Raw genomic sequence first — 23,814 nt, forward strand, 5'->3', positions numbered from 1 at the left:
CTCTAAACGTATTTATTGATGGATACGGAATACCTATCGCTTGGCTTTTTCACAGCATTTTCATATAGCCTTTCGATTTGCTTGTTCATTTTATCCGAATGGAAACTTTCGTTGAAAATCCTTTCACCTGTCGCTCCCATCTCTTCCAACTTGCTTTTGCTCAACTTGCGAACAATGTTGGCAAGCTCTTCCTTGTTGTCAAAATCGAAGATATAACCGTTGACGCCGTGCTTGATAATTTCCGGAAGCGCGCCTCGGTTGCTTGCGATGACAGGTTTCTTATTCCGGAGCGCCTCGATCGCGACTATGCCGAACCCTTCCCAGCGAGACGGAACGATAACGGCGTCACACGCTTTCATATAACGATCGATCTCCGAGTTGTCTACCCAGCCGATCTTAATCGCATTGTCGGGATACTTATAATCGCATTGTTTCAATACGGTATCACCGACCAAATAGAGATTGACGTCCTCGAACTTATGCTCGTTAAACACCTCGAGCAGCAGATCAAAGCCTTTTTGCCGGTCGAAACGGCCTACGTAAAGTAAGTTAATCTTTTCCTTCTTCACAGCAAACGGCAAGTGGTCCGAAGAAGGAGCATCAGACACCCCGTTATACACTACTACCGATTTCTTGGGCGACAAGCCGTAATTCATGGCCATCTCATATTCATGGTTTGAAATATTGATAATGAAATCCGTCCGCAGCGACAACACCTTCTCTACCTCAGCAAACAGCTTTCTTTTCCAAGGCAGCGTATCCATCAGAAAAGCCCATCCGTGCGAGCAGTAAATAATGACGGGGCGTTTTCTCTTTAGAAAAAACAACGTTCGCAGGAAAAACCCTGCGAACGTTCCATGGACATGCACAATATCCGGATTAATCTCATTTAACATTTTTTGCATCGATCTCATCGCTTTAAGAAAATATTTCGGCTTTCTTTGGTAAGGATACAGAAACAATCGGTCAGGACTGATTTGGAGCGTATCCCTATTGGAATTCTGCTCGGATGCCATTAGATAAATATCGTGGCTCTCCGATTGGTACTTCAATACTTCATTGAGGTGGGTTTCGATGCCGCCCTTGGTAAACTCCGATATGTGAAGGACTCTTGCCATTTTCTCGCCTCCATTTGCTGGTTAGTACGCACCCTTGGGACTAATAACTGTGATTACCGTTTTCAGTATGATTTTGATATCAAACCAAATACATTTCTTCTCGATATAAGCGAGATCCAATTCGACCATTTCTTTGAAACTTAGATTGCTTCTTCCGCTGACTTGCCATAGACCTGTGCAACCCGGCGTTACGGACAAACGTTTCTTATCATATTTTGTATACTCATTTACTTCTCTCGAGCTCGGAGGCCTTGGGCCAACCAGAGACATTTCCCCTCTAAGAACATTAAATAATTGCGGCAGCTCATCAATGCTTGTCCTTCGAATGAACTTCCCGACCTTCGTAATGCGCGGGTCGTCCTTCATCTTGAACATAGCGCCGCTGACCTCGTTCTTATCGAGCAAATCCTTCAGCTTTTCCTCGGCGTCGGAACACATAGAGCGGAATTTATAAATCCGAAACGGCTTTTCATTCTTACCGACTCTCGTCTGATAGAAGAAGACAGAACCCTTAGGATCTTCCCATTTAATAATAATAGCGATGATAATAAGCAGCGGACTAAGCATAATTAAACCAAATATCGAACCCAGAATGTCAATGGTACGTTTAAGAAACGAATACATGGTGAAACTTCGGGTTTCTTTCTGCTTGATTACTTTTGAATAGTAATCCGATACACCCACCACCGCTTCATCCCGATATTGTGGAGTCATCATCTCTCACTCCTTCCAGTTATTAATTGTTTGCCAAGCTCACGTTCCATAATTTCCCCCAGTTCGGACATAAGCTGATGTCTTAGCTCATTATTCCTGAGCGCAAAGTCGATCGTAGTCATTATAAAGCCGAGCTTCTCGCCCACGTCATAGCGAATACCCTGAAAATCGTAAGCGTAAACGCCTTTATCCTCGTTCAGCCTTTGAATCGCATCAGTAAGCTGAATTTCTCCGCCCGCACCGCGCTCGTGCCGGCCCAAATAGTCGAAAATATCAGGAGTCAGAACATAGCGGCCCATTATTGCTAGATTGGAAGGGGCCTGTCCCTGCGGCGGCTTCTCTACGAAACGATTGACTTGGTAAAGGTTATCTATTCTTTCGCCAGGATCCACAATTCCGTATCGGTGTGTCTGATCCACGCCTACCGTCTGAACGCCGATCACCGAACGTCCCGTACGCTCATATTGCTCGATTAATTGTCTGGTGCATGGAATTTCAGCCTCTACGATATCGTCTCCAAGGAGAACGGCGAACGGCTCATTCCCGATAAAATTGCGTGCGCACCATACGGCGTGTCCGAGCCCTTTCGCCTCTTTTTGCCTTATATAATGAAGATTCACATGGGATGATTTTCTCACTTTTTCCAAGATGTCGAGTTTCCCTTTTTCCTCTAAGATGTGTTCGAGCTCGAATGCGATATCAAAGTGGTCTTCAATCGCCCGTTTTCCTTTGCCCGTCACGACGATGATGTCTTCTACTCCCGATTCGATGGCTTCTTCCACGATGTACTGAATGGTCGGCTTATCAACAATGGGAAGCATCTCTTTCGGCATCGCTTTTGTTGCCGGTAAAAAACGGGTTCCTAGTCCTGCGGCGGGGATAATCGCTTTTCTCACTTTTTCCATTTTGATTTCACCCTATCCTATTTTTTTTTATATACTCGCATTGTTACGAGATGCTAAAAATGCGAGCTATGCTTTCCTTCTTCCGGAGAGCATAGCTCGGATTTTTAGAAAAAATCCGAAGTAAAAAAAGATTGCTAGGGCATTGAACCCTTCCTCACGTCATACCCTTGACGATAAACGTCTAAGGTCGGCTGACCCACAGTATGACCGAGTGCCTCCGGTGATAGAGGTGCAGGAGACATTACCTAACTACTTTTCAACTCTTCCATTGCTCGAAGGAATAAACGCTAAGAGTCGCTCTTTTGTCCGTAATAGTAGTAATAGGAATTTGAATCTTTCCGATTGATGTTATTGAGAACGACACCGACCAGTTTGGCTTTCACATGTTCGAGAGACGCCTTCGCTTTGAGTGCAGCTTCTTTTTTCACTTTGCCCGAGTCGAGGACAAGAACGACGCCATCGCTTTGAGTCGCTACAATTTGAGCATCCGTTACGGACAAGATCGGTGGCGTATCAATGATGATCACATCGTACATTTCCCTAGTTGCCGTAAGCAGTGCAGCCATTCTCTTCGATGAAAGCAGCTCTGAAGGATTCGGCGGAGTAGGACCGGCGGAAATCATCGACAGGTTGTCCGTGTTGGTAAGCTGGATAATATCCTGTAACTCCTTCTGATTGAACAAAACGGTCGTCAAGCCGTAACGGTTGGTCTTCCCAAAAATATGATGCTGTGTCGGTTTGCGTAAATCGGCATCGATTAACAGAACCCTCTTATTTGCTTGAGCGAAAGCGACGGCCATATTAGCGCAAGTGGTACTCTTACCTTCGCTCGGTTTGGATGAGGTAACCATAATGGTTTGCAGCGTTTGGTCGATTGACGAAAACTCGATGTTTGTCCGCAGAATCCGATACCCTTCCGAGATCGGCGATTTCGGATTATGTTCCGTAATAAGGTTCCATTTAGGAATCAAGCGAGACATTGCTTTCCCTCCCAACTGTTTTCGTTAGCGGAATTTTGCTGCTCCGTTTGCCGGCATCACTTTCTTTAAACCTCGGAATTGAAGTCAATACCGGAACCCCAAGTAACGTCTCGACATCTTCTTCGGTCTTGATTGTGTCATCCAAATAATCCAGCAAGAAGGAAATGCCTATGCCCATCATCAATGCCAGCATGAATGTAACGGCAATATTCAACTTCGGATTCGGAGCCACAGGACCGTGAAGCTCTTGCGGATCGGCTTTGTCCAATACAGAAACATTGTCAACCTTCATCAGCTCAGGAACCGTTTTTTGAAAAACGACCGCAACGGCATTTGCGATGTTGGCCGCCTTCTCATAGGAAATATCCCGGACGGATATGGACATAACTTGCGTTTCATTTACCGAGCTTACACTTACCTTGCCGATTAGCTCGCCATACGTCACATGAAGATCCGGGTACTCTTTGACGACTAATTTCATCATTCGAGGTGTTTTTATAACTTCTTTATATGTTTTGATAAGTCCAATCGTGGAGTTAATGGCGCCAACGTCTATACTTGGAAGAAGTGAGCTGCTGTCCTTATATTGGTTAACGATCAATTTAGCGGAAGCTTCATACTGCGGTTGAATAAAGTAGTAGGAGTACATGCCGATGGTCAGACAACTTACGGTAATAATCAGCGCTATCATTAACAGCCTTCTTTTGACGATGATCCAATATTGTTTTAATTCCAATTCGTTTCCTCCGATACTAGTAAAGTCATCCTTCTGTGCAACCCGCGAATAATATTCATTTTGAATATTATAATAAATAAGTATATTCACTACGCGAACCCTCAGGCATGACTTCTCCATTGAGATGTCTATACGTACGGATAAGTATTCTTTTCGAATTCAATATTATTAAAAATTATTCATTTCGCGAACAAATGGGCGCGCTTTTTTCCATAACAAGCAACAGATAGCACAAATCCCTAATTGCTATTATGCAGCCGCTGCTCTCCCGTGTTCATAAAGTCATCAACCGTTCCGCCATTCATGATGTGCTCCATCATATCTTCCGAGCCGACTTCAAGTCCCTTCTTCCTTAACAGAAGCGATATCAGCTTTGCAATGTCAACGGGTTCGTTCCGGGGCGGATAACCAGTGAACATAAGAAACTCTGATAACGGTCTCGTTTCCTCTTTCCCATCTTGAATTAGAGAAGGATCCTCAGATAGTATTTTCAAAAATTGCTTCAGCCTTATTTGCTTCTGCTCCTGATTTGAAACGTTCATCTCTTAAATTCCTCCATTCATCAAGTCAGACCTTCGTTAAGTCACACCTGCATATTCATTGAATAATGGAACTGAATATTTGTCCAACCACTTAACTTTCCTACAAATCAACATAGAACACAACCTATATTAGGAGGTTTTAATAATAGTAAGAATTGATTTAACTTAGAAATTATTTAACTTTTCTCCTAGACAGGTAATAGGCGGCTAGTCAACCTTGCATCCTCTTTGAATATTAGTATGGCACATATAGTAACATTTCTTGAGGGAATAAAGACATGTTGTGAATTAGACATTCCTGCTCATTTTCATAATCGTTTTCATTAGAAATTCGCTCGTTTTTATCGCTTAGAATGATTAGTTTGTCAATTGGAAGCGCTTTATACATTTTTTTCAAAATTGCGCCTTTAGACTCATGACATGCATGCATATAAATGGCTTCTTTTCCTTGTGAAATATAGGGTTTAATGAATTTGGGATTTGAAGATATTACATTATTTCATGATCAAAAAAGGGACTATTGACCAGTGTCCTAGAAAAGCCGGACAAAAAATATCTTTCGACATTTTTCGCAGCTGCTTTATAGGAAATAACTTGCAAATGGAAACGTTTTATTAAACTCAAAAAATAAAAAAACCAAGCTTTTCCGCCAAAAGCGGGTGCGCTCGGTTCCTAAAAACTGCCGTTTGACGGTTCGGAGAACGTCATACCCACTCCTCTTCCGCATGAAACAAATCATTTATCGGGATTTTTTTACTACTTGTTCAGGACTAAATTTACAACTTCAGCATCACGGGCACCGTACCAAAATTCCAGAATCTACCTGCTGTAAAAATAAGAGAGGAAACGACTTAAAGCACCCTCGGATGAAGGCTCTATGGCAGGTATGCTGCCAAAAGGCTTGTCTTCGACCACGCATCGTGCATTGTTTAGAAAATAGCTCTCCCACTGCTCTCCCATTCGCTCACGAATAACATCGTAGGCCTCGCGCATTCGAAATCCTCTGCGCTCCAGATGATGCGCATCCGACGAAACGATATGAATGAGACCGCTTTTACAAAGCGACCAAGCTGCTTGCTCGATTCTCCTGCCAAAGCCGCCAAGTAACGAGTGGGTTGTAACTTGTGCAAGAGCACCCTCCTCGACCAACGCAGCCAGCCGCTCCGGGTGTTTTGCAATTTCCGCATTACGCTCAGGATGAGCGATAATAGGCTTTAGCTTCATGATTTGAAGCTCATGAATCAGCTCACTCATCTCCCTTGGTATCCGAGAGGATGGCATCTCTATTAACACATAATTAGAGCCGGCCAAAGAGAGCAACTCCTCCCTGTACCATGCTTCTAGCAGATCGTCATGCACCCGAATCTCTTGTCCCGGCATAATAGCAATAGGCACACCCGCCGCTATTAATTGCTCGTTAATACGAAGAGTGTGCTGTGCTACTTCGACTGCTAGGTTATTATAAAACCCATTTGCGTGGTGCGGGGTTGCTATTATAGTCGTAATTCCCTCTGAAACGGCTGCTCGGGCCATATTCAAAGTTTCGTCCCAATTCGCAGCTCCGTCATCCAATCCGGGTAGGATATGCGTATGAATGTCTATCATGATGATCTTCCCCCTATCTTAAGAAATGACATGAAAGCCGAATAATCCCAGAATCAGACCCAATAAAAAGGCATTTGCCAAAATGATTAACGCTAGCACGAAATAATAAACGATTTTTACGAGACCGACTAACCAAGCAATTAAAGCATACAAGCCACCCATCAACCAAGCAAGTGGAATAAAAAAGAAGGTATTCCAGCTCCAGTACCAATGACCAGCAGCCACATACAGCAATATATAGAAGAGCGCAAGAAGGGTATGCAGAACAAGTATCGCACTTTTAACCCAACGCCATGCTTTTCTACTGCTTACCGCCGAACGATCCTTATCATACATAGTTGCAGCTCTGTTATAGCGGGTTTGATCAAACATAAGCAATTGCGTATATGCAACCGTCAGCCCCATTACGACTTGTATTCCAGCGCCGCCGGAATTGCCCGCATAAGCCGCGAGGATATGCATAACCGCTCCCAGAAAGACGTAATACCCTATGCCTTGGTCGCGTTTAAGTATGCCCCATGACTGCTTAAGCACCCGGATCGGATTACCCTTCGAATCTTGTGCTTCACGAGGGATAGCTGAAGATAGAATCCACAGTGTAGTCCCTGCTGCCAGCAATAACGTTAACCCTATTGAGATGAGGATTGAATTGGCATTAGCCATAGCTATAAGAGCGGCTGATTCATTAATCCAATAACCAATCACCCAGATCGCGATCCAGACAATCCCGAGCGCACCGATTGCGCCGATTGTATCTCGTCCGCTAAGTGATCGTTGGATCTTCTTGACGCCGATATAAGCTAAGCCAACTACAGCCCAGTTGACAAGCATTGTTGTCCAGACATTCATGGAAGACAACCAGATTAGTGCTACGAGAATAGCCGTTCCTAACCAAACAACACCGCCTCTTCTGCCCTTTACCAGATTACCAGCGCTCTTCAAAAGCTTTACCTTCCCCTCATAAATCGCAAGTCACTCCATATGTAACATAGAAACACAAAAAAAGAGTGCTGGGAAGCACTCTTTTTTTGTGTTATTTTACAGCCGTGCTTCCAAAGCCTTCTTCTGTTCCTCAAAGCCCGGTTTGCCGAGCAATGCGAACATGTTCTTCTTATAAGCTTCAACGCCCGGTTGGTCGAACGGATTCACGCCGAGCAGGTATCCGCTAACGCCGCAAGCGATCTCAAAGAAGTAAACCATATGCCCGAACGTGTATGCGCTCATGTCCGGCAGATTTACGATCAGGTTCGGTACATTGCCGTCTGTGTGAGCAAGCAGCGTTCCTTCAAACGCTTTTTTGTTGACGAAATCAAGAGTTTTACCAGCCAGGAAATTCAGTCCATCAAGATCGTCGCTGTTGCTTTGAAGTGTGATTTGTTCGGAAACCTCACCGACCTGGAATACCGTTTCGAAGATAATCCGGTTACCTTCCTGGATGAATTGCCCCATGGAATGAAGATCCGTAGAGAAATCAACGGATGCCGGGAAAATACCCTTGTAATCCTTACCTTCGCTTTCTCCGTAAAGCTGCTTCCACCATTCCGATACGAAGTGGAGGCCTGGTTCATAGTTAACGAGAATTTCTACCGTCTTGCCTTTGCGGTAGAGCGCATTACGCACGGCTGCGTATTGATATGCTTGGTTCTCGCTCAGGTTCGGATTGTTGTACTTGGTCGCTGCGTCTTGAGCGCCCTTCATCATCGATTCGATATCGATACCTGCTGCAGCAATCGGCAATAAACCTACCGCAGTCAGAACGGAGTAGCGACCGCCTACATCGTCTGGAATGACGAAAGTTTCGTAGCCTTCTTCTGAAGCCAGCACCTTCAGCGCGCCGCGTGCTTTGTCTGTTGTCGCGTAGATCCGTTTGCGTGCGGCTTCTTTGCCATATTTGTTCTCAAGCGCTTCACGGAAAATACGGAATGCAATCGCTGGCTCCGTGGTTGTACCGGATTTCGAAATCACGTTAATGGACCAGTTCTTGCCTTCCAATGCTTGAAGCAAGTGTGTAACGTAAGATGAGCTTATATTATTTCCTGCGTAAAAAATTTGCGGAGTTTTGCGTTGTTCTTTGGACAGCGTGTTGTAGAACGAGTGCTGCAGCATCTCGATCGCCGCGCGCGCTCCGAGGTATGAACCGCCGATTCCGATGACGATCAGCGCGTCGGAATCAGATTGAATCTGCTGCGCAGCCTTCTGGATGCGAGAGAATTCTTCCTTGTCATAGTCGTACGGCAGGTTAATCCAACCTAGATAATCTGACCCCGCCCCTGTTCCATTATGTAGTTGCTCATGCGCTAGCTTGACTGCGGGTGCTAAGTTATCGATCTCATGCTGTCCGACAAATTGTAACGCTTTGGAATAATCGAATTTAATGTCTTTACTCATTTCTATTCTCTCCTCATATCTTAGAAATTCTTCTAGCTTAAGAATACTGAATAAACGGACTCGGCACAAGCAAGGTTAGATGAAGTTTAGATGAAGATTACCCGAAGTGGTGGTCCTGCTTGTCTAAACCAAGTGTTATAATGAGATTTATACACCCTATGTATCGGAGGAATAGAAAATGAAATCAATCGGATTTATTGGACTAGGTACCATGGGCGAGCCTATGGCTGCCAACCTATTGCGCAAGGGCTATTCTGTTCTCGTATACAATCGCACGTCAGGCAAAGAGAAGCAATTGCTAGACCTAGGCGCAGACAGCGCGATTTCTCCTCTTGAGGTAGCCAAGAGGGTTGATGTCATCGTCACGATGATCAGTAATGACCAGGCTATTGAAGAGGTATACTTTGGTCAGGACGGCATTCTTAAAGAACTTAAACCAAGTACAACCATCATAGATAGCAGTACGATCTCTCCCGACCTTGCTCGAAGATTGGCTGTCGCAGTATCTGAAAAGTTCTGCGATTTCATTGACGCACCTGTAACTGGGAGCAAGCCGGCGGCCATTGACGGTACACTCTTGTTCATGGCTGGCGGTGACAAAGAAACCATCGATGACCATCAGGATATCCTTCTTGCTATGGGGCGCGAGGTTATTTACATGGGGGAACACGGCAGCGGTGCAACCGCAAAGCTCGCGCATAATACCATTGTTGGAATTAATGCCGCAGGGTTAATCGAAGGTATGGCGATAGCTGCAAAAAGTGGAATCGACGTTTCATCGTTCCTGCGCGTTGTACAATCGGGCGGAGCTGCGAGCAAGCAGGCGGATTTGAAAGGCCGGAAAATCATTGATCACGATTTCAGCGTTCAATTTTCCCTAGCTCTGATGCTGAAAGACCTGCGTTTGTCATCTGTCTTAACCGATGCACTCGGTGTATCGACGCCGATGCTTGAAACAGCCAAGAGCTTGTTCCAACTTGGGCAGGCGAGTGGTTATGGCGAGTCGGATCTCGCAGCACTAGCTCTTATATATGAAAATTGGATCGGCAAGAAAATCGGAGAACCCCCTGTACAAGCTGCAGTAATAAAGAATGATTTTGAGCGCAGGAGAAAAACGAGGCTTCCTCTTGATATCCCGCTTATGATGTCGATCTATCAATGGGAAGGCGAAGGTGCTTTCTCTGGGCAATCCGTCCTTGGCCATTTGCGTGATTTATCGGAGGACGGAATACAAATTGACTCGGAGTTCCCTTTGGAGAAAGATATGTTCGTCGTTCTGCATTTCCTTCAGGAGTCCGAGCTTCCTCCGATGACAGCCCGAATCATTCGGATTGAGGGATACAACGGCATGTTCAAATATGGCTGCATGCTGTCCGCACTGCCCTTATATCAACGCATTCAGTTAAAGGAATATATTGAAGCCCAATCCTAATATGATTTTGCGCTCCTACTATTCGATAGCGCCTATGCTGGGCGTACCGCAAATAAGGCAGGGCTCCTATTGGAGTCCTGCCTTTGTCTATATCCCCTTACCAAACCGTCTCTTGAATGGCAGACGTAATCGTCCTCTCATACCGCCACCAGAGGGCGGCCCCCACCGCTCCCGCATCTCCGCCGAGCTTCGCTGTAACGAACCGGACTCTATTTACCAATCCCGGAATTCCGTGTCCGCGTATTGTATTGAGCATCGGTTCAAACAGAAGACGGCCGCTTTGGGAAACTCCGCCGCCGAGAATAATCATCTCAGGATTTATGAGATGGATGATAGCGGTAAGCCCCATCCCCAAAGCCGAGCCCGCCTCTGCCAGTCTGTCTTTGGCATACTCGTCGCCCGTTTGCGCTGCTTCCGCAACATGCCGGGCGTTTAACAATTCCGGGTTCCCGCCCGCCATTTCAAGAACGATAGCTGTACTCGCGTCTCCGCTCCTAATGTCTTCCCGTACACGATTGGCAATGGTGTTGCCAGAGGCGTAAACCTCTATACATCCCCGATTCCCGCATGCGCATAACGGTCCGTTACGGTCTATGCTAATGTGGCCGAGCTCTGCCGCGCTGTTAGTTGAGCCGAGCATCAATCGCCCGTCGCTAATAATGCCGCCGCCGATTCCGGTTGACACCGTAACATAGATGACGTCTTTCATTCCGACGCCCGCCCCGGCAAGCCACTCTCCTAGAGCAGCAGCATTGGCGTCGTTGATGACTTGAACGGGACATTGGAAATATTGCTTAAGCAACGGGCCTATCGGAACGTTCTCCCATCCCAGATTGGTTGCAAGCATTACTGTTCCTTTGGACGGATCGAGAATTCCGGCAACGGCAATACCGATACCTTGGATGGTATTGCCTTCGGCTTCGGAACAAGATTCTTTGATCAGTGATTCCGTCATCGCCATTAAGCGGCGAATGGTGTCCTTCGTTCCGCGTTCTGCCCGTGTAGGTTGCTGAACCTTGGCCATTATCGTTCCGCTTCCGTTTACTAGCGCGGCCAGCATTTTGGTGCCGCCTACGTCGATACCTACATATACGTCGTTCATGATGAGTTACCTCTTTCATAAGCGGGTCGCCTGGCTTTTGCTCCTCTTCGGTTGCTAACTGATCGACTGTTTAATCCGTCGAACAAGCTCCGGATCGATCTGGCCGGTTGAAAGCATGCCTGCGCGTACGCCCCTGCCGAAATGAAATTCCTTCACTTCGGTTTTCATTATAAATTCCGGCAGACTTTCTATCGTCAAGCCGCTTCCGGCGAGTATTCGGAGTCGTGTTCCTTGCGTTCTCTTTACCAAACGACCGATGGTGTCCATGGCTTGCAGTACGCTCGGCTTACCGCCGGAGGTCAATATCCGGTCCACAGGAAAAGCGAGCAAATCGTCCAGCGCCTCGTCTAAATCCCGTGTCTCATCGAATGCGCGATGAAACGTAACGGAAAGGTCTTCCGCAGCTTCCAGAAGCAGCTTGAGCGTATCTTTGTCCACCCGGCCGTTCTCCTGCAGAGCGCCGAGTACGATTCCAGCCGCACCTGCCCGCCGAACCGCGCCGATATCCTTGACCATGATGCGAACATCGTCCGGATCATAATGAAAGGACCGGCTGTGCGGACGGATCATGACGTGAACGGGAACGGCGGATAAGTTAACCGCCGCTTCCAGCAATCCTAGGCTTGGAGACATGCCGCCTTCCTGCAGCCCCGTCACCAGTTCAATCCGGTCGGCGCCGCCCGAATTCGCTTTTACAATATCGTCTGCACATGTTGCGATGACTTCAAGCAGCATATCCTCTCGTCTCCGTTTCCATTATCCTTTTACCGCTCCTTGCGAGAGCCCGGCCACTATGTAACGCTGTATGAATGCGAAAAGAACGGCCACCGGAATCAAAGACAGAACGCCGCCAGCGCTCATTTCGCCCCAGTTGATATCGAATTTTTGCACAAAGCTGTTTAATCCGACCGGTACTGTTTTAACGCTTTCACTGGTCGTGAACATGATGCCGAAAAACAAGTCGTTCCAAGCAGCCGTAAAGGCGAAGACGAAGGTAGCGACGATGCCTGGCAACATGATGGGCAATATAATCCGGACCACCGTTTCCATGCGGTTGCAACCGTCGATCATCGCCGCTTCTTCCAGTGCAACCGGCACGCGTTGGAAGAAACCGGACATCGTAATCATGCAAAACGGAATGTTGATGGCCGTATACGTGATAATAAGAGCGGGCAGCGTATCCAGAAGCTTCAAATTGCCGAATACCATAAACAAAGGAACCAACATGATCACAACAGGTACCATCTGCGTGGACAGAAAGATGAGCATGATTATGCCTTTACCCCGAAAACGGTACCGAGCCAAGCTGTACCCTCCGAGAATGGATACCACCAGCACCAGAATGCCGCTAATAATGCTGACGACAAAACTATTGGCAAAATAGTGCGGAAAACTCGAGCTTCGGAACGTTTCCGCATAATTAATCCATGTAAGATTTTCCGGCCACAACGTCATTTTCTTCCCATAAATCTCCAAACGGGTTTTTAACGACGTGACCAGCATCCAATAAAAAGGAAGGAGGGTACCTGCCAGAAATAAAGCCAAAACGCAGAAACGGATGGTGCCGGGTAGTCTTTTTCTCATGAAAAGCTGCATCAGATATCACCCGCTTCGTTGTATTTCGTTACCCGTAGGAAGAAGATTGTGTACACGGTCAAGATGATTAGCATTAGTACGCCAAGCGCCGAGGCTTGCCCGAAGTCTGTCGAGTAACCGATTTTGTTGAAAATATAGGAAGGCAGATTATGCGAGCTGTTGGCAGGTCCGCCATTGGTCATGATATAAATCAGATCCGCCGAATTAAAAACCCAGATCACCCGCAGCAGCACGGTCAGGACGAGCGTCGGTTTGATGTAGGGAATCGTAATTTGGAATAACCGTTTTACCCTGCCCGCTCCGTCGATATCCGCCGCTTCGTATATTTCGTGCGGGACCGATTGCAGCGCTGCCAATATCATGATTCCGAAAAACGGTACGCCATACCACGCCATGGCGATGATAACGGGAATGATGGAGGTTCCCGGAATGGCCAAGAAAGCAATCGCTTTGTTGATCAGTCCGAGCTCCAGCAACAAATGGTTGATCAAACCGTTCTGCTGGTTGAACATCCACTTGAAGATCATGCCGATAAGAAAGGCGGATACCGCCCACGGCAGAAAAACGACCGCTTGATACAGGTGTTTGCCTCTAAAATGTCTGTTCAGCGCAAGCGCAAGCATGAAACCAAGCACAAACTGCAGCCCTACCGTCGCAACGACCCAGATGACCGAGTTAATCAGAATCTGGGGCATATTGGAATCCATCAACAGCGCCTTGAAATTATCGAAACCCGAATAACCGATTTTGCTTGGCTCAAACAGCACGTAATGCATAAATGAAAGTTGAAACGCTTTTATGACCGGATAAGCAAAAAAGGACAGTACAATCAGCAGCGCCGGAAGCAATAGAAAATAGGGCTCCCATCTGCGTAATAATCGCTTAGTTCGAACAGAGGAAAGCTTCCTTGGATAGCTTGCCGAAGACATCGCTTCACCGCCTTCATGAGATGGAAAACACACATAACCAAGCAAAACGGCTTCACCGCCCTTGCGCTCGGTTATGCGTGTTCTTTCTTTAATGTTGAAATTAAGGCTGCGGGTTTTCCTTTAAGTATTCCGTTTGTTCCTTCGTAAGCCAGTCGGCCAAGCGGGTGACCGTATCATCCAGCGATTGGTTGCCGGTCAAATATTTTTGCGTTTCTTCTACTGCGTAAGTACCCGTGAATTCTCCCAGCTTGGTCAAGTGGCTTGGCGGACCGGCGAACACGATGTTCGTATCGGCCATTGAACCTGCATAACCGGAGATTGCGCCGGTGCTGAAGAAAGGATCCTTCAGGTTCTCCGCATAGATCGGAATGCTCGAGTTCTTCTTGCTGTACTCGAGATTGTTTTCCGGCGAGCTCAAAAACTCGATGAATTTCCATGCCTCGTCCTTATGTTCAGAGTTCGAGGACATTGCATATGCAGCCGTGAATCCCCAGAAAATGTATCTCTTCCCGTCGTCCGATTTCGGCATCGGGACGACATTCCAGCTGCCCGGCTGCATGTTCTTCTCGGCGACTGCGATGACTTCCGGCGTTTGGTTCAGAATACCCGCCTGACCGTTCATGAATCCTTGCACCATTTCATTGAAACCCCAGTTGACGGATTCTTTCGGCGCGTAGCCGTTAAGGTAAAGATCGTAGAACTTCTTAAACGCTTCTTTCGCTTCCGGTTTGTACAGAATGGCCTTGCCCTCTTTATCAAACCAGCTGTCGGAATGGGTTGCCGCCATCACGTATTCCATTGCGCGGATGACGCCGTTCGCGCCGCCCCGGAAAGATATTCCATAACGGCCTTGGCTCTCGTCGGTCAGCTTCTGCGCAAGAGAGAAGTAATCGGCCCATGTATCGATTGTTTCCGGCAGACTTTTCTCTTTAAACCAGCTGCTTTGGATGAACAGACCCTGAAGCAGAAAAGCATCGGGAATGGCGTATACTTCATTTTTGTATTTGTTTCGGGCTTGCTTGGTTGCTTCGGTCAGGTTAGCGACTTGATCCCATTTATCGTAGTAGGATTGTAGGCTCTGAAGGTATCCGGCTGCGCTCATTCCCGCTAGGGATGTATCGTCCACGCTGATGACGTCCGGCAAGATTTTCGCTGCGCCCATCGTCATCCATTTTTTATTCGCTTCCTCCCAAGGAACGGACATATACTCGACCGTAATGTTCTGATTTTGTTCTTCGAACTTTTGAATGAGTTGTTTCATGAGATCTGTCCGTTCATTGCTCGGCAGCGGATCCAGATAAGAGATTTTAACCTTCTCTCCGCTTCCGCCTTCGCTTGCGCTCCCGGATGATGAGCTTTCCTTGTTGTTCCCGCAGCCTGCAAGTACGGAAGAAATTAATAATACACCCAGCAAAATGACAGTCCAAACTCGTTTATTCATGTTTGTTCCTCCTTTGATTGAAGCCGCTCCATCGAATCGTTATAAGAACGGATGCGGATTGTTTTTGATTATTTATTGAAAATTCAACGTAAACACAGGTTGATTACGGCCGATTGTCCGACCGTTGTCGTTTCGAATGTCCGCTGGAGTAAGCCTGTACATCCGGTCGATCGTCTCCCGGTTCTCATACCCGATTTGTTCCAGAATGGACGCCACGATGATTGGCCACTCGTCTTCGGAACCATCTAGAACCTTCAGGGCAAAGGCAAGCCTTTCCTTCTTTAATCCAAAGCAGTAGACGCCTTTGGCACCGCCTTTGGCCACGATATTCGGATCCATAAGAAGATTTGAACAAATCCTGTCGGTTCCCGCGACCATCTCGTAATGTTTATTCATCCGATGCACGATAACTTGAACGGCGCCGCGGATTTCGGGATTTGCGATAAGGTCAGGACAGGCTAGCTTCAAATAGGCAATAGCCAAGGCTTGAAGCGGCATTGCGAACACCGGGAAGCCGCAGCCATCGGTTCCGAGACCGATTTTCTCCTTAGGATAATGCGCCAAGTAGGCCAGCGTTTCCAGAATTTCCTGTTGCGCGGGGTGATCCGGTTCTCCATATCCATCCAAGGAATACCCCATCGTTTCGCAGAGGGCCAGAATGCCAAGGTGTTTGCCGGAGCAGTTATGGTAAATGGATCTTTTGGGCTTTTGTTCACGCAGCAGATTTTCGGTCGCATATACGCTGAGCGGATAGGTCGGATGGCAAATGAGCCGTTCTTCGCCTATTCCGGTTTTCTTCATAATCGACTCCAAAACCTCGACATGAAACGGCTCAGCCCGGTGGGAGCCTACTAGAATAGCTCCTTCCGCATCGTTTAAACCGAATTTGGCATCGGCGCCATGCCGGATGACCGGTATCGCTTGAAACGGTTTGCCCGCTGACCTCAAGAACACGATCGCTTCCGGATCTCCTGCGGAATATTGGATTTCGCCCCGGTCGTTCACACCGCAAATATGTCCTGTATGTACGCATTCTTCAATGCCGCCGCGGAATTCTTTGACAAGCTTCACTTCCATGCCGTTTACCCCCATGATGTTATTTGTGCTGCAAGCCCCGGTCCAAGCGTTGTTGAAGCACAAGCTTAGCAGCTCCGACCATGACCGATTTTTCCCCGTGCTTGGAACGGATCAATTCAAAAGTTCCGATAAAAGGTTCCCAAATGAAAGCCTTCGATTTGCTTCTTACCGTTTCGAACACTTCGGGATGATTCTCGATAAAGTCTCCCGTTAGAATGATCGTATCCGGATTGTAGGTGCAAACGACATTATTAATGGTAACCGCAATATATGTGCAGGCACGATCAATAATGTTGTGCGCCCACGCTTCGCCGGCTCTCATCAGTGCGAACAACTCATTGACGCTCGACACCGGCTTTATTTGGTTAGCCTCCTGCAGCATGGCCAAGTCGGTAATGTAGGTCTGCAGGCAGCCCCTCTTGCCGCATTCGCACAGCTTTCCATTTGGATCAATGGTGGAATGTCCAATCTCGCCCGCAATGTTGTTGGCGCCGCGATAGATTTTCCCATCCATAACCAAGGCAGAGCCAACGCCGCTCCCTATGCTGATAAGAGCAGTTATCTCTTTATTGGACATGGCGTCGATGCTGCTTTCACCAAGGGCTTTCACTTTTAAGTCGTTATCCAGTACAACGGGCAAGTTAATTTTCGTTTCCACCATCTTTGCGAACGGTTCATTTGTCCAACCCATTTGGGCGGAAAAAACGACGTTTCCGGTGATCGTATCCATAATGCCGGGAGTTCCGATTCCGACACCTATAAATTTGGAAGCCGCTATGCCTTGCGTATCCGCCAACCCGATAATCATGCTGGCAATTTTCTCGGCAACAATCCCGGGCTGTCCAGCGGTACGCTCAATCACGTGGTGCTGCTCCGCTACAACCCGACCGTCTAAATCGACCAGACCAACTTGGATGACACTACGGTCCACCTCCACGCCAACCGAAAGAATTTGTTGAACATCAATGTCGAGCATGGTCGCCTTACGTCCTACACCGGATGAGAACTGGTTCGTCTCTTTCACCAATCCGATCTCAATCAGATCGCTAACGATACGCCCTACTGATGTGGGGCTCATTCTGATCAATTTGGCGATTTCCGCTCTCGAGACGGGCCGATGTTTACGGACCATATCCAGGATCAGCAATTGATTTTTCTTCTTGATGAATTCCTGATCGTGTTTTTCAGAGTAGATTGATAACACAGCCTTCCTACAATTAATTTCAGAAAGTTATTAAATAAGCAAAAAATATGGATATTAGAGAGAATGAAATCATAAAGCACAAGTCTTTTTGAATATATATGCGTTAATTAGTTACATCATGTTATTAACTATAGATTACCCTCCATCATTATGTCAATAAGAAAAATTATAATATGTTAATATATCTTACATTGAATACGGTTACAAATAATCGATATCCCTTGTATGGAATGTTGGTGTAAGGGAATCTCACTAGTCTGTCTTGATTTATCTATTTCGCTTTACATATAGCTGCATATACGCAAAGAAGGCAAGGCCCCTATTGGAGTCCTGCCTTCTTTGTGTGCATGGCGGAGATTAATCGATATACGAGCAAATATAATCAGTGACCGTCTTAACCTTCAGCTTAAAGCTGGAGTTAGCCGGTACTTCAAATGATGCAGGTTCGGAAATCTCAAGCCATTCGTTATTACCTGGAAGAAGTACGGAAAGCTCACCTGCTTGGATATCCATGATTTCCTTCTGGGCAGTACCGAATTCGTATTCGCCCGGAAGCATAATACCAAGGGTCACTTTCGTACCGTCATCGAATAATACGGCACGGCTTGTTACTTTACCTTCGAAATAAACGTTCGCCTTTTTAATGACGGAAACATTGTTATATTGTGACATGTGTATAATCTCAGCTCCTGTTACAGCAATTTGTTAAATTGGGCTACGACGTTGTCAACCGTGAAGCCATATTCTTGGATGACGCGTTCGCCCGGAGCTGATGCTCCGAAGGTAGATATACCGATAACTGCGCCAGCGTCTCCAACATAACGCTCCCAGCCGAACGGGTGAGCCATCTCGATAGCCAAACGTGCTTTAACGCCTTTTGGCAGAACGCTTTCTTTGTAGCTTTGCTCCTGCTTCTCGAACAGATCAAAGCTCGGCATGCTCACTACACGTACGTGCACGCCTTTCTCAGCTAGTGCTTTCTGTGAAGCGACAGCAAGCTGCACTTCAGAACCGGTTGCAATCAGAATACCTTGCGGCTGCCCGTTCGCCGCTTCAGAAACGACGTATGCACCCTTAGTAATGTTGTTACGCGCATTTGCTGTTCCTTCGAGAATTGGCAGGTTTTGGCGAGTCAATACCAAAGCAACCGGATTGTCATTGTTCTGCAGCGCATAGGCCCATGCAGCGGAGGTTTCATTACCGTCAGCCGGACGGATAACAGTCAAGCCGGGAATGATTCGGATGGAAGCGAGCTGCTCAATCGGCTCATGAGTTGGACCATCTTCACCAACGGCAATACTGTCATGCGTCAGTACATAAACAACTGGCAATCCCATGATGGAAGCCAAACGCACAGCTGGACGCAGGTAATCCGTAAATACGAAGAATGTACCTCCGTATACCTTCAGACCGCCGTGTAGCATAATTCCGTTCATCGCAGCAGCCATTCCGAACTCACGAACTCCGAAATAAATATTGCGGCCATCGTAGCTGCCTGGTTTGAATAGCGGAAGACCTTTCAGATGTGTCATCGTGGAGCTTTCCAAGTCAGCGGATCCGCCCACAAGATATGGAACGTTTTTCGCCAATCCATTTAATGCGTTACCCGATGCTACACGCGTGGATAATGGTTTGTCGGAAGTCGTGTATACCGGAAGGTCTGCATCCCAATTACTTGGCAATTCGCGAGCTAACGCGTTCTCGAATTGTGCTGCCAGTTCAGGGTGAGCCGCTTTATATTTGGCAAATAAAGCATCCCAAGCCGCGTTAGCTTGCTCGCCTGCTTTTTTCACTTCAGCAAAGTGTGCGCGTACTTCTTCTGGTACATGGAATTCCTCATGCGGCCATTCATAGAAGGTTTTCGTCAATTTGGCTTCATCGGTACCCAGTGGTGAGCCGTGAGGACCTGCATGACCGCCTTTACCGCCTTTGTTCGGGGAACCGAAACCGATGATTGTTTTAACTTCGATCAAGGTTGGCTTGTCGCTCTCGGCTTGAGCAGCTTTAATCGCTTTAGCCAATGCATCGAGGTCATTACCATCCTCTACGCGGATTACTTGCCAGTTATAAGCTTCGAAACGCTTGGCTACATTCTCAGAGAACGATAGGTTAAGCTCGCCATCCAATGAAATATCATTGGAATCATACAGCACGACCAGCTTGCCTAATTTCATATGCCCAGCCATGGAAGCAGCTTCGGAGGAAATTCCCTCCATTAAATCTCCGTCTCCGCAGATGGAGTAAGTAAAGTGATTAATAATATCCAAGCCGTCACGATTGTATGTAGATGCCAATTGCGCTTCCGCCATTGCCATACCTACAGCCATTGCAATCCCTTGGCCCAATGGCCCTGTAGTTGCATCAACGCCAGCAGTATGTCCGAACTCCGGATGTCCAGGAGTCAGCGAGCCCCATTGACGGAAGTTTTTGAGCTCTTCCAACGGCAAGTCGTAACCGCTAAGATGAAGCAAGGAATACAACAGCATGGAACCATGTCCTGCTGATAAAACGAACCGGTCGCGGTCAATCCACTCCGGGTGGGATGGATTGTGCTTCATGGTTTTAGCGAATAATTGGTAGCCCATTGGCGCGGAACCCATCGGCATGCCGGGATGTCCAGATTTGGCTTTCTCGATCGCATCGATAGAAAGCGTGCGGATCGTTGTGACGGATAATTGGTCAATTGCTTTGGTGCTGACAGTCATTAAAAAACCCTCCTCAGTTCTATTCCACGTACGTTCTCGTTACTTTCGCAGCGAATCGTACAGTTATACCGCAAAATAATCAACTCTTGTTATTGTAACACGGACATTTTATGATTTCCATAACTTGTCCGTACAAGCAGGAGATGGAATAGAGTAGTTTTACAAACCCTACAAGTTATACATCTTACCTGTTATACGAAAGCAACTGTCTTATTCTGGTAAACGAGCAAACGGTCCTCAACATGCCATTTTACCGCACGCGCTAGAACGATCCGTTCGATGTGACGTCCAATACGCTTTAACTCGTTTACATTGTCTCGGTGGCTAACCCTTTGAATATCTTGCTCAATAATCGGTCCGCCATCCAGCTCATCCGTAACATAATGCGCAGTAGCGCCAATGAGCTTAACACCGCGATCATAAGCTTGCTGGTACGGCTTTCCCCCAACAAAAGCTGGAAGAAAGGAATGATGGATATTAATGATACGATTATGATATTGCTCTATAAATTTTGGAGATATGATCTGCATATATCGAGCTAATACGATTACATCAATCTTTCCGGCCGTTAATTCCCGTTGCTTGGCTTCAGCCTCCAGCTTTGTTTCAGCGGTCACTGGAACATGGTGGTACGGAATGCCAAAGGATTCGACCAGCCCTCTCATATCGTTATGATTACTAATGACCATGCTGATGTCAGCATCCAGATCTCCGGCTTGCCATTGCCATAGCAGCTCCAGCAAGCAATGATCCTCCTTCGACACGAAAATGGCTATTCTCTTGCGCCTTACAGCGCGGAATATACTCCATCTCATGGAGAAGCGATCCGATACACGAGTGAAATCCTCTTGAAGCGACGATAGTCTTTTCTCTAAATCCTGAAGATCGAATTCAATCCGCATGAAGAACATGCCGCCTTCAGGATCCATTGTGTATTGATCGGACTGAACGATATTCGCTCCCTGTTCATATAGGAATTGAGATACCGCAGCCACGATTCCCGCACGATCGGGACAGGAAATCAACATGCGTGCACGAATGCTCTTGTCTTCACGCCGCTTGATTTCTTGAGGTTGATAGCTGTGTTGACTCATGGTTTTATTTTCTTCCTCTCTACATTACGCTTTCAAGCTATACTTCTTCTTTATTGACTAGCTAGCCATTCCGGACCTGCAAGCCAAGCAAGAAGACGTTGGTTAACCGCTTCTTCACTCATTTCGCTCGATAACACACGCTGTTCCATCAGCATATCGTAAAGTCGCTCCATCGGTTCCCGAGGATCTGCTTTTCTTGCCTTTGCATCCGATTTAAGCAACTCCCAGGTGTTAAGGACATAAAGCCTAGAATCAATCCCTACTTTATCGTAGAAATATTGCAAACGCTCCACGTCTTCCAGGAATTCTCCGCCAAAACGTTGTTCTGCATTCCCGCTTAACATCGCGATTTCCGCCTCGTACATCGGACGCTCCGTTGCCTCTTTTTTACCAATCCACGGGGTTTCAAGAATGAAAGGCTTGTCCTTCAGAAGCTCATGTCCAACTACGCCTGCGATCCCTTCATAACCGATCCAGCCAGAACCAATTGGAGCATGGCGATCCTTGCCTGCTCCTCTTGGATTTTTGCTGTCATTAACATGCACTACCGCAATACGATCCAAGCCGACGATCTCATCGAACTTGCTAAGCACGCCATCTATATCCCCAACGATATCGTAACCCGCATCATGGATATGACATGTATCCATACACACAGTCAAACGGCTGTTAAGACTTACCTTCTCTATGATCTGAGCCAATTCCTCGAAGCTTCGGCCGATTTCCGTCCCTTTGCCAGCCATCGTCTCGAGCGCGATATTGACATCTGTTTCTTTCGTCGCTTCCAGAACTTCGTTAAGCCCTTCCGCAATACGGGCAATTCCGTATTCCGCATCTTTATCCGTATATGCACCAGGATGCAGTACAATATTCCTCACGCCTATCTTGTGAGTCCGTCGGATCTCCTCTTGAAGGAACTCAACTGCAAGCCGGTAGGTATCTTCCTTGTAAGAACCTAGGTTTACTATATATGGCGCATGGACAACAATTTCACCAATCCCGTTAGTGGCCATAACCTCTTTGCCCTGCGGGATATAAAGATCCTCGATCGGTTTGCGACGAGTATTCTGAGGTGCTCCTGTGTAAATCATGAATGTCCCGGAACCATAAGAAATAGCCTCGTTAGCGGCTGATAACAATCCTTTATCTGAGAATGAGACATGAGATCCAATCTTCAACATGTTATTACTCCCCTCGCCTTTCGCTCCGTGCCCCGCAATCCATGTCGGGACCTGTTCTCGCAATCATTCCCTATTGTATCGCGAACATCGAAATAAATCTAGAAATGAGCTATAATTTCAGAATGAGGTGATTTGATATGAATTCAGCGCCGGATTGGTTCATGTATTTCATTTGGTTCTGGACCATCGTGCTCGTATTGTTTATGAGTGTGGGCGGATTTTTTATGTTCCGCAAGTTTTTGAAGGTTCTGCCGCAAAGCGATGGAAAGTCAAAGCTAGATTGGCAGAATTATTGGGTAGAGCGAAGCCGCGAGCTATGGACGGATGAATCTAAGGACATGCTTCATAAGCTCGTTTCTCCAGTTCCAAGTGCATTCCGGGATATTGCCAGCCATTCGATTGCAGCCAAGATTGGCCAATTGGCAGTGGAGAGCGGTGCCCCCGAAGTAACGAGAGACCACTGTATCGAAGGCTATATCCGTGCAACGCCCCCTAGGGATCACCGCAGCTTGAAGGATTTTCTCGAGAAAAATAAAATCGACTATTCGGCCTATCGCCATTTGCTTAAATAGGAGAGTCTAGTAAGCCTCCAAGTAAAAAGCGAAACCTTTGCTGTTTCTTTTCGTCTAACCTCATAGGAGGTGTAAGTGAACATGAAGAAAAATAACAAAACAGCTATGGTTATGAGCGTTGCCGTGCTTACCTTGGTACTGATGGGTACAGCGTGCAGCAACAATAACACCGATTCTTCTCCATCCGCCAGCCCTTCCCTTTCTGCTAGTCCTAGCATGAGCGCAGCTCCGGAAACAGAAGGAACTGCACCTGTAGTCCATGAAGGAACAGGTATATACGTAGGGCAAGGAGATACTCATTCTATTGAAATTAAAACCGAGGCTGGACCGACAGCCTTCCAAATCCCACCAGAAATCGGAGATAAAGTGTCTTCGTGGGAATCGGGAACCGCAGTGAAATATCAATTCACCGAAGAAATTGTGGATTCTGGCGGAGAAAAAATCAAACAACCTACAATCATTACAATCGATAAGCAGTAGAGGTATGAGGAGG

General features: G+C 46.9%; 23 protein-coding genes. 3 read left to right on the forward strand and 20 right to left on the reverse strand.

Annotated elements, in window-relative coordinates:
* Positions 1–2: 2 nt before the first annotated feature.
* The 9 genes from ACESLK_RS14105 to ACESLK_RS14145 form a co-directional block, all read right to left on the reverse strand.
* Positions 3–1,118 carry a glycosyltransferase family 4 protein gene (locus tag ACESLK_RS14105; protein ID WP_373230145.1) on the reverse strand — a complete coding sequence of 372 codons (1,116 nt, stop codon included), beginning with the start codon at positions 1,116–1,118 and terminating at the stop codon, positions 3–5.
* A 21-nt stretch (positions 1,119–1,139) separates the two neighbouring features.
* A complete protein-coding gene (locus ACESLK_RS14110; RefSeq protein WP_373230146.1) occupies positions 1,140–1,835 on the reverse strand; it encodes a sugar transferase in 696 nt (231 codons plus the stop codon).
* Positions 1,832–2,737 (reverse strand): UTP--glucose-1-phosphate uridylyltransferase GalU, encoded by a 906-nt coding sequence (gene galU / locus ACESLK_RS14115; RefSeq protein ID WP_373230147.1) that lies wholly within the window; start codon positions 2,735–2,737, stop codon positions 1,832–1,834. Before galU ends, ACESLK_RS14110 begins: the two co-directional genes overlap by 4 nt.
* A 287-nt stretch (positions 2,738–3,024) precedes the next feature.
* Positions 3,025–3,717 (reverse strand): CpsD/CapB family tyrosine-protein kinase, encoded by a 693-nt coding sequence (locus ACESLK_RS14120; protein WP_373230148.1) that lies wholly within the window; start codon positions 3,715–3,717, stop codon positions 3,025–3,027.
* Positions 3,698–4,453 (reverse strand): YveK family protein, encoded by a 756-nt coding sequence (locus ACESLK_RS14125; protein WP_373230149.1) that lies wholly within the window; start codon positions 4,451–4,453, stop codon positions 3,698–3,700. The genes ACESLK_RS14120 and ACESLK_RS14125 overlap by 20 nt, the downstream gene beginning before the upstream one ends.
* 239 nt (positions 4,454–4,692) lie before the next feature.
* Positions 4,693–4,995 carry a hypothetical protein gene (locus tag ACESLK_RS14130; RefSeq protein WP_373230150.1) on the reverse strand — a complete coding sequence of 101 codons (303 nt, stop codon included), beginning with the start codon at positions 4,993–4,995 and terminating at the stop codon, positions 4,693–4,695.
* An 819-nt stretch (positions 4,996–5,814) separates the two neighbouring features.
* Positions 5,815–6,600: a tyrosine-protein phosphatase gene (locus ACESLK_RS14135; protein ID WP_373230151.1), complete on the reverse strand. Its 786-nt coding sequence runs from the start codon at positions 6,598–6,600 to the stop codon at positions 5,815–5,817.
* Positions 6,601–6,618: 18 nt separating this feature from the next.
* Positions 6,619–7,542 carry a hypothetical protein gene (locus ACESLK_RS14140; protein ID WP_373230152.1) on the reverse strand — a complete coding sequence of 308 codons (924 nt, stop codon included), beginning with the start codon at positions 7,540–7,542 and terminating at the stop codon, positions 6,619–6,621.
* 96 nt (positions 7,543–7,638) lie between these two features.
* The gene (locus ACESLK_RS14145) at positions 7,639–8,988 is read right to left on the reverse strand and encodes a glucose-6-phosphate isomerase (protein WP_373230153.1); all 1,350 of its coding nucleotides are present in this window, start codon (positions 8,986–8,988) and stop codon (positions 7,639–7,641) included.
* A 178-nt stretch (positions 8,989–9,166) separates the two neighbouring features.
* Here ACESLK_RS14145 and ACESLK_RS14150 point away from each other — a divergent pair, with 178 nt between their 5' ends.
* Complete coding sequence (locus ACESLK_RS14150) at positions 9,167–10,420, forward strand: NAD(P)-binding domain-containing protein (protein ID WP_373230154.1); 1,254 nt, start codon at positions 9,167–9,169, stop codon at positions 10,418–10,420.
* 97 nt (positions 10,421–10,517) lie between these two features.
* Here the strand turns inward: ACESLK_RS14150 and ACESLK_RS14155 are convergent, their stop codons facing one another.
* The 11 genes from ACESLK_RS14155 to ACESLK_RS14205 form a co-directional block, all read right to left on the reverse strand.
* Positions 10,518–11,522 (reverse strand): ROK family protein, encoded by a 1,005-nt coding sequence (locus ACESLK_RS14155; RefSeq protein WP_373230155.1) that lies wholly within the window; start codon positions 11,520–11,522, stop codon positions 10,518–10,520.
* A 54-nt stretch (positions 11,523–11,576) separates the two neighbouring features.
* Positions 11,577–12,257, reverse strand: coding sequence for a copper homeostasis protein CutC (locus tag ACESLK_RS14160; RefSeq protein ID WP_373230157.1), 681 nt, complete (start codon positions 12,255–12,257; stop codon positions 11,577–11,579).
* A gap of 21 nt (positions 12,258–12,278) precedes the next feature.
* On the reverse strand, positions 12,279–13,106 hold the full coding sequence (locus ACESLK_RS14165; protein ID WP_373230159.1) for a carbohydrate ABC transporter permease: 828 nt from the start codon (positions 13,104–13,106) through the stop codon (positions 12,279–12,281).
* 11 nt (positions 13,107–13,117) lie between these two features.
* Positions 13,118–14,047 carry a carbohydrate ABC transporter permease gene (locus ACESLK_RS14170; protein ID WP_373230160.1) on the reverse strand — a complete coding sequence of 310 codons (930 nt, stop codon included), beginning with the start codon at positions 14,045–14,047 and terminating at the stop codon, positions 13,118–13,120.
* A gap of 100 nt (positions 14,048–14,147) precedes the next feature.
* On the reverse strand, positions 14,148–15,488 hold the full coding sequence (locus tag ACESLK_RS14175; protein WP_373230162.1) for an ABC transporter substrate-binding protein: 1,341 nt from the start codon (positions 15,486–15,488) through the stop codon (positions 14,148–14,150).
* Between the two features lie 72 nt (positions 15,489–15,560).
* Positions 15,561–16,565: an asparaginase gene (locus tag ACESLK_RS14180; protein ID WP_373230164.1), complete on the reverse strand. Its 1,005-nt coding sequence runs from the start codon at positions 16,563–16,565 to the stop codon at positions 15,561–15,563.
* A gap of 19 nt (positions 16,566–16,584) precedes the next feature.
* The gene (locus ACESLK_RS14185) at positions 16,585–17,769 is read right to left on the reverse strand and encodes an ROK family transcriptional regulator (protein ID WP_373230166.1); all 1,185 of its coding nucleotides are present in this window, start codon (positions 17,767–17,769) and stop codon (positions 16,585–16,587) included.
* A 357-nt stretch (positions 17,770–18,126) separates the two neighbouring features.
* A complete protein-coding gene (ppnP, locus tag ACESLK_RS14190) occupies positions 18,127–18,441 on the reverse strand; it encodes a pyrimidine/purine nucleoside phosphorylase (RefSeq protein WP_373230167.1) in 315 nt (104 codons plus the stop codon).
* Between the two features lie 20 nt (positions 18,442–18,461).
* Positions 18,462–20,474 (reverse strand): transketolase, encoded by a 2,013-nt coding sequence (gene tkt, locus ACESLK_RS14195; RefSeq protein ID WP_373230168.1) that lies wholly within the window; start codon positions 20,472–20,474, stop codon positions 18,462–18,464.
* A 191-nt stretch (positions 20,475–20,665) separates the two neighbouring features.
* Complete coding sequence (gene purU / locus ACESLK_RS14200; protein ID WP_373230169.1) at positions 20,666–21,568, reverse strand: formyltetrahydrofolate deformylase; 903 nt, start codon at positions 21,566–21,568, stop codon at positions 20,666–20,668.
* Between the two features lie 50 nt (positions 21,569–21,618).
* A complete protein-coding gene (locus ACESLK_RS14205) occupies positions 21,619–22,749 on the reverse strand; it encodes a deoxyribonuclease IV (RefSeq protein WP_373230170.1) in 1,131 nt (376 codons plus the stop codon).
* A 137-nt stretch (positions 22,750–22,886) separates the two neighbouring features.
* On the opposite strand from ACESLK_RS14205, the gene ACESLK_RS14210 reads away from it, so the two are divergent.
* Positions 22,887–23,321, forward strand: coding sequence for a DUF2621 family protein (locus ACESLK_RS14210; protein WP_373230171.1), 435 nt, complete (start codon positions 22,887–22,889; stop codon positions 23,319–23,321).
* Between the two features lie 81 nt (positions 23,322–23,402).
* Positions 23,403–23,801 carry a hypothetical protein gene (locus ACESLK_RS14215; RefSeq protein WP_373230172.1) on the forward strand — a complete coding sequence of 133 codons (399 nt, stop codon included), beginning with the start codon at positions 23,403–23,405 and terminating at the stop codon, positions 23,799–23,801.
* Positions 23,802–23,814: the final 13 nt, after the last annotated feature.

Source organism: Cohnella sp. (assembly GCF_041640265.1).
In the GTDB taxonomy this organism is placed as follows: domain Bacteria; phylum Bacillota; class Bacilli; order Paenibacillales; family Paenibacillaceae; genus Cohnella.

Excerpts from the sequence above, each read along its gene's own strand:
- ACESLK_RS14155 (WP_373230155.1), bottom strand. The coding sequence starts at position 11,522 with ATGAACGACGTATATGTAGGTATCGACGTAGGCGGCACCAAAATGCTG.
- ACESLK_RS14175 (WP_373230162.1), bottom strand. The coding sequence starts at position 15,488 with ATGAATAAACGAGTTTGGACTGTCATTTTGCTGGGTGTATTATTAATT.
- ppnP (WP_373230167.1), bottom strand. The coding sequence starts at position 18,441 with ATGTCACAATATAACAATGTTTCCGTCATTAAAAAGGCGAACGTTTAT.
- tkt (WP_373230168.1), bottom strand. The coding sequence starts at position 20,474 with ATGACTGTCAGCACCAAAGCAATTGACCAATTATCCGTCACAACGATC.
- ACESLK_RS14145 (WP_373230153.1), bottom strand. The coding sequence starts at position 8,988 with ATGAGTAAAGACATTAAATTCGATTATTCCAAAGCGTTACAATTTGTC.
- ACESLK_RS14150 (WP_373230154.1), top strand. The coding sequence starts at position 9,167 with ATGAAATCAATCGGATTTATTGGACTAGGTACCATGGGCGAGCCTATG.
- ACESLK_RS14170 (WP_373230160.1), bottom strand. The coding sequence starts at position 14,047 with ATGTCTTCGGCAAGCTATCCAAGGAAGCTTTCCTCTGTTCGAACTAAG.
- ACESLK_RS14120 (WP_373230148.1), bottom strand. The coding sequence starts at position 3,717 with ATGTCTCGCTTGATTCCTAAATGGAACCTTATTACGGAACATAATCCG.
- galU (WP_373230147.1), bottom strand. The coding sequence starts at position 2,737 with ATGGAAAAAGTGAGAAAAGCGATTATCCCCGCCGCAGGACTAGGAACC.
- purU (WP_373230169.1), bottom strand. The coding sequence starts at position 21,568 with ATGAGTCAACACAGCTATCAACCTCAAGAAATCAAGCGGCGTGAAGAC.
- ACESLK_RS14165 (WP_373230159.1), bottom strand. The coding sequence starts at position 13,106 with ATGAGAAAAAGACTACCCGGCACCATCCGTTTCTGCGTTTTGGCTTTA.
- ACESLK_RS14215 (WP_373230172.1), top strand. The coding sequence starts at position 23,403 with ATGAAGAAAAATAACAAAACAGCTATGGTTATGAGCGTTGCCGTGCTT.
- ACESLK_RS14135 (WP_373230151.1), bottom strand. The coding sequence starts at position 6,600 with ATGATAGACATTCATACGCATATCCTACCCGGATTGGATGACGGAGCT.
- ACESLK_RS14210 (WP_373230171.1), top strand. The coding sequence starts at position 22,887 with ATGAATTCAGCGCCGGATTGGTTCATGTATTTCATTTGGTTCTGGACC.
- ACESLK_RS14160 (WP_373230157.1), bottom strand. The coding sequence starts at position 12,257 with ATGCTGCTTGAAGTCATCGCAACATGTGCAGACGATATTGTAAAAGCG.
- ACESLK_RS14180 (WP_373230164.1), bottom strand. The coding sequence starts at position 16,565 with ATGGAAGTGAAGCTTGTCAAAGAATTCCGCGGCGGCATTGAAGAATGC.
- ACESLK_RS14130 (WP_373230150.1), bottom strand. The coding sequence starts at position 4,995 with ATGAACGTTTCAAATCAGGAGCAGAAGCAAATAAGGCTGAAGCAATTT.
- ACESLK_RS14105 (WP_373230145.1), bottom strand. The coding sequence starts at position 1,118 with ATGGCAAGAGTCCTTCACATATCGGAGTTTACCAAGGGCGGCATCGAA.
- ACESLK_RS14205 (WP_373230170.1), bottom strand. The coding sequence starts at position 22,749 with ATGTTGAAGATTGGATCTCATGTCTCATTCTCAGATAAAGGATTGTTA.
- ACESLK_RS14110 (WP_373230146.1), bottom strand. The coding sequence starts at position 1,835 with ATGATGACTCCACAATATCGGGATGAAGCGGTGGTGGGTGTATCGGAT.